Here is a 5317-nt window from a genome sequence, read left to right as displayed (position 1 = left end):
GACCGACGGGTATTTGGCCGCGCCACGTCAGCCAACATGCATGAGCCTCCGGACGGCAGTCGCCGCGCCCTTCCGACAGGAGGGGAGCCGCGAAATGGGGGAAAGCGCCTTCGTCGTCGCGCTGTCGCTGGACCGCGATTGGTTCTCGCCGGATCAGGCGAAGCGACTGGTCGATGTCGCCGCCAGCGAGGGGATGGTCGACCGCACCGACGGCGAGTTGACCGTCCAGTTCGACCCCAACGAGGTCGACGTACCCGAGGATTTCGTGCCGGACGAATCCATCCTGCAGGAGCGGTCGACCTTCGAGCGCGTCCTCGGGGCACTCGTCGAGGCCGGCCACGACAAGCAAGAGGCCGTCGCCGCCGTCAACACCCTCCAGTCGAACCTCGCGGTCACCATCGAGGCCGCAGCCGTCCTCTACGCACACCGGCAGGGAATCGACGTTCAGGAACTCGCGGACGCCGCCCGCTCGGAGTTATAAATGGTCAGGGACGAGATCACCGACGGCAAGCGTATCGGACAGCTACTCTCTTCGGAGATCCACGGCTACGAGCGCGGCGCGCTCGGCCGCCTGTCGGTCACGGACGCCGACACCGACGTGGAACCCACCGAGGCCGGCGCCTTCGCCTACGCCATCGACTACGAGGGCGAGAGCGGCGACCTCGAACGCCTCGCCGAGGTGTACGTCCACCCGGACCGCGCACACGTGGAGTTCCGCGAAGGCATCGAGACCGCCGCCGAACGGGGCGATTCAGAGGGGCTTCGCGTCCGCCCGAAGGCGGTCGAACCGCCGCGAACGCTGGTCTTCGTCGAGAACGGGGCCGAGGTGAAGAGCGCGCTCCGCGTGGTTCGTGCCGTAGCCGAAACCCTCGACGCCGAGTAGACCCAGACGAAACGGGTGTGCTTATAAACACCGCCCGCCACACGCCGGTAGATGGGCTTCTTCGACGACCTCGGCGACCGCATCGAATCCACAGACAGCGTCGTCTCCGTCGGCCTCGACCCGGACCTCGACCGCCTCCCGGACTTCCTCGACGGTGACCTGCCGCGCTGGCAGTTCAACCGACGGGTCATCGACGCGACCCACGAGCACGCGGCCTGCTACAAGCCGAACGCCGCCTTTTACGAGGACACCGAGGGCTGGCGTGCGCTGGAGGAGACGGTCGCCTACGCCCACGGCAAGGGCGTGCCCGTCCTGCTGGACGCCAAACGCGGCGACATCGGGAACACTGCCCGCCAGTACGCGGACCTGCTGGACGATGACGGCCTCGGTGTCGACGCGATGACGGTCAACCCCTACATGGGCCGGGACACGCTCGAACCGTACCTCTCGATGGCCGAGAAGGGCGTCATCGTCCTCTGTCGGACCTCGAACGCGGGCGGTTCCGACTTCCAGAATCTCAACGTCGGCAACGGCAAGCCCCTCTACGAGTACGTCGCCCAGCGCTGTGCGGAGTGGAACGACAACGACAACGTCGGCCTCGTCGTCGGCGCGACGGCACCCGAGGAACTCGAATCCGTCCGCGAACTCGTCGACCTGCCCTTCCTCGTGCCCGGCGTCGGCGCACAGGGCGGCGACGCCGAGGCCGCCGTCGAATACGGACTGGCCGACGGCGTCGGCCTCGTCAACTCCTCGCGCGGTATCATCTTCGCCGGTGAGGGCGCCGACACCGAGCGCGAATACTTCGGCGCGGCGGGCCAGTCTGCGAAGCGACTCAAAAAGCGACTGAACGAGTATCGGTAGAAAGCAGTAGGGAACGGTTCAATTCTTAAAACGGCGCCCGAGGCGCCGCCGTTCTACATATCGGGGAAGGCCTTCGCGGCGTCGGCGAAGCCGTTGACCTTCTTGATCCAGCGCGCGGCGACGGTCTTCTTCAGGGCCTTCGCGGCGGGACCGCCGAAGGTGTCGACAGGCAGGCCCTTGACGTTGTGCGCGACGGCCTTGCTGCCGACGGAGATGAGCGTCCCCTTGTCGTCGTAGGTCCACTCCTTGAGCGGCTGGCCGCGGATGTCGCGAGCGATGTTCTCGCCGGCGACCTCGGCGGCCTGCCAGGCGGCCTGTGCGGTCGGCGGCGCGGGGTTGTCCTGGTCGGGCTGGTCGACGAGGGCGGCGTCACCAAGCGCGAAGATGCGCTCGTCGGTCGTCTGGAAGTTCGAGGCGGCCTCGATGCGGTTGCTGCGTTCGTCCTTGTCGACGTCGACGGTTTCGGCGGCGTCCTGTCCGGTGATACCGCCGGTCCAGAGGAGCACGTCCCAGTCGAGTTCCTTCTCTTCGCCGACGTAGACAGTCTCCTCGTCGACCTCGCCGATGAACTCGCCGGTGTGGATCTCGACGTCCGTCTCCTCCAGCAGTTTACGGAGCTTGGCCTGGACGACCGGGTCGTTGTTCGGGAAGACGTTGTCGAGGCCCTCGACGAGGTGGATGTCGAGCGGCGCGCGGTGTTTGTCGCGGAACTCCGCGATCTCGCCGGCCGACTGGATGCCGGAGAGGCCGGCCCCCCCGACGACGACCTGCGCGGGGTCGTTGCGGGAAGCCTCGCGGGCGGCCTGGCCGATAGCGTCGTGAATCTCGAGGGCGTCCTCGAGGCTCTTGAGGGTGAGCGAGTGTTCCTTCAGGCCGTCGATGCCGAAGAACGCAGTCTGGGAACCGAAGCCGACGAGCAGATAATCGTACTCGATGGTCGAGTCGTCCGCGAGCGTGATCTCGCGGGCGTCCTCGTCGACCGCTTCGACGCGGCCCTGCACGAAGCGCGTGGAGGGGGATTTGATCTCGTCGACGTCGAAGGTGATCTTCTCCTCGATGTTCGGGTCCCGGATACAGCGGTGGGACTCGTGGAGAACGAGGTGGTGGTCGACGTCAGAGACCCACGTGAGGTCGGCCGTGTCGTCGAGTTCCGATTCGAGTTTCTTGACCGCGCCGGTGCCGGCGTAACCGGATCCAAGCACGACCACGTCGTCCGTCATATAACAGAATGAGGAACCCACCGATACAAACCTGTTGGAACCGGATTCACGGCGAATATTGTCGTTCCGGCCGAAAAACGGGCTCTTAGTGGAGCGGGTCGGCGTCGCCGGCGGGTGCCTCCATGTTGTCGATGGTGAGAATGAGGCTGTTGCTCGTGTCGTCTTTGCCTTCGAGTTCGCCCTCTACGAGGAGTTTCGACAGCGGCGTCGGCCCGACGCTGATCTTGTCGCCCTCCTTGAAGTCCGCGATCGAACCCTGCAGTTTGACCTCCGCCCGGCAGAGTTCGGGGTGGTGGACGCTCGTGAGGTCTATCTCCTGTACGTTCGCCCCTTCGATGAGTTCGCCGTTGTGGCGGAACGGAACGTCGGCGGCCTGCTCCATCTCCTGGATCTTCAGCGCGTCGTACGCGTTAGCCGTCGGCTTGTAGCCGCCCTTCGGTCCCGGTACCCCCTCGACCAGCTGGAGGGCCTTGAGGCTCTGCATCTGGTTACGGATGGTTCCCGGGTTGCGATCTACCTGCTCGGCGATGTCCTCACCTTTGACGGCGCTTTCGGACTCCCGGTAGAGATTGACGAGCTCCTGCAGAATCGTCTTCTGACTGGGAGTCAATTCGATTGATGACATAAACTATCTTTTGGTAGTTTCATCCTTAAACCCGACGGTGGGGAGACACCGTTGACGGTGTGTTCCACCCGGTTTACTGCCGAAGACCGAGTAAACCCGATCTGCCGCCGGATTCGGTCGACAGGAGTCCCGGTACGCGCCGCTGCAACCGCCCGCCCGAACCCACTCTTCCGGCAACGATTGCGACCGTTTTTATCGCTGGGGGCGGAGGAATCGATATGGACCTACGAGTCATCGGTGCGCCGATGGACCTCGGCGCGGACCGCCGTGGCGTCGACATGGGGCCGTCAGCGATACGATATGCCGGACTCTCGGATGCGGTCAGGGACGTCGGCTACTCCTACGACGACACCGGCGACCTGCCCGTTCCCCGACCTGAGGGTCGGAACCCGAACGCCGAACGCCCCAACGGCGGCAACGCGAAGTACCTCCGCGAGACCCGGTGGGTCTGCCGTCGCGTCGAAAGCGCCGTCGCCGACGCCATCAGCGACGGCGACTTTCCGCTCGTGTTGGGCGGCGACCACTCCATCGCCATCGGCAGTATCGGCGGCGCGAGCAAGGACCAGGACGTCGGCCTCCTCTGGCTGGACGCCCACGGCGACTTCAACACGCCCGAAACCTCGCCGAGCGGGAACATCCACGGGATGCCCGTCGCCGCGATGCTCGGCCGCGGCTCCTTCGCCGACAAGAGCTGGGCGACCGCCGACATCGACGAGGAGAACATCGCGATGGTCGGCCTCCGAGATATCGACGCCGAGGAACGGACCGCCATCAACGACAGTGACGTCACCGCCTACACCATGAGCGACATCGACAGTCGCGGTCTGAATCACGTCGTCGAGGACGCCATCGAAGCCGCCCTCGACGGCGTCGACGCCCTCCACGTCAGCCTCGATATGGACTTTCTGGACCCCAACGAGGCACCCGGCGTCGGGACGCCCGTCCGCGGCGGTGCCAGCTATCGGGAGGCCCACGCCGCCATGGAACTGGTCGCCGACACCGACGCCGTCTGCTCGATGGAAGTCGTCGAAGTCAATCCCATCCTCGATTCGCACAACACCACGGCCGACCTCGCGGTCGAACTCATCGCAAGCGGGCTCGGCAAACGGATCCTCTGAGCGCGACGGGTAGCCTCCTTAGCTCAGGTCGATCATCTCGGAGACCTGCTGCATGTCCTTGTCACCGCGTCCGGAGAGGTTCACGACGATGGTGTCGTGGTCGCCCTCGTCGGCGAGTTGCCCGGCCAGCGCGACGGCGTGGGCCGTTTCGAGCGCCGGGATGATGCCTTCCAGTTCCGAGAGGTCGCGGAACGCCGCCAGCGCCTCGTCGTCGGTGATGCCGCGGTACTCGGCGCGACCGACCGCGCGGAACATGGCGTGTTCCGGGCCGACACCCGGATAATCGAGGCCCGCGGAGACGCTGTGAACGTCGACGTCCTCCCCGATGACCCGCGTTTTCATGCCGTGGATGACCTCCTCGTCGCCCTCGGCCAGCGGGGCGGCGTGCTGGGTGGACTCGGCGCCCTTGCCGCCGCCCTCGCCGCCGTAGAAGTCGACGGGGTCGTCCCGGAAGGCGTGGAAGAGGCCGATGGCGTTCGACCCGCCGCCGACGCAGGCGACGCAGGCATCGGGCAACTCGCCCAACTGGTCGAGTATCTGCTCGCGGGCCTCCTTGCCGATGACCGACTGGAACTCCCGGACCATCCGGGGGAAGGGGTCGGGACCGACG

7 protein-coding genes are annotated in these 5317 nt (G+C 66.0%); 4 read left to right on the top strand and 3 right to left on the bottom strand.

Features of this window, described 5'->3' with window-relative positions; translation table 11 throughout:
• Window positions 1–40: 40 nt before the first annotated feature.
• The 3 genes from V5A53_RS12690 to pyrF are packed head-to-tail and all read left to right on the top strand — an operon-like array spanning window position 41 to window position 1744.
• Entirely contained in the window at window positions 41–481 is a 441-nt protein-coding gene (locus tag V5A53_RS12690; RefSeq protein ID WP_332313987.1) for a DUF2240 family protein, read from the top strand.
• Window positions 482–883 (top strand): hypothetical protein, encoded by a 402-nt coding sequence (locus V5A53_RS12685; RefSeq protein ID WP_332313985.1) that lies wholly within the window; start codon window positions 482–484, stop codon window positions 881–883. It begins immediately after the preceding gene.
• Window positions 884–934: 51 nt separating this feature from the next.
• Entirely contained in the window at window positions 935–1744 is an 810-nt protein-coding gene (gene pyrF / locus V5A53_RS12680) for an orotidine-5'-phosphate decarboxylase (protein WP_332313984.1), read from the top strand.
• A gap of 53 nt (window positions 1745–1797) precedes the next feature.
• On the opposite strand, the gene V5A53_RS12675 is transcribed toward pyrF, so the two are convergent.
• On the bottom strand, window positions 1798–2964 hold the full coding sequence (locus V5A53_RS12675) for an NAD(P)/FAD-dependent oxidoreductase (protein ID WP_332313983.1): 1167 nt from the start codon (window positions 2962–2964) through the stop codon (window positions 1798–1800).
• An 85-nt stretch (window positions 2965–3049) separates the two neighbouring features.
• Window positions 3050–3589, bottom strand: coding sequence for an Rrf2 family transcriptional regulator (locus V5A53_RS12670; protein ID WP_332313982.1), 540 nt, complete (start codon window positions 3587–3589; stop codon window positions 3050–3052).
• Between the two features lie 212 nt (window positions 3590–3801).
• Here V5A53_RS12670 and rocF point away from each other — a divergent pair, with 212 nt between their 5' ends.
• On the top strand, window positions 3802–4707 hold the full coding sequence (rocF, locus tag V5A53_RS12665) for an arginase (RefSeq protein ID WP_332313986.1): 906 nt from the start codon (window positions 3802–3804) through the stop codon (window positions 4705–4707).
• 18 nt (window positions 4708–4725) lie between these two features.
• Here the strand turns inward: rocF and V5A53_RS12660 are convergent.
• Window positions 4726–5317: pyridoxal-phosphate dependent enzyme (locus V5A53_RS12660; protein ID WP_332313981.1), on the bottom strand; the 592-nt coding region annotated here is incomplete at its 5' end.

The organism is Natronomonas sp. (assembly GCF_036625485.1).
In the GTDB taxonomy this organism is placed as follows: Archaea; Halobacteriota; Halobacteria; order Halobacteriales; family Haloarculaceae; genus Natronomonas.
Note: the sequence above shows the minus strand (reverse complement) of the source record. Positions and strands in the feature narration are given on the sequence as shown.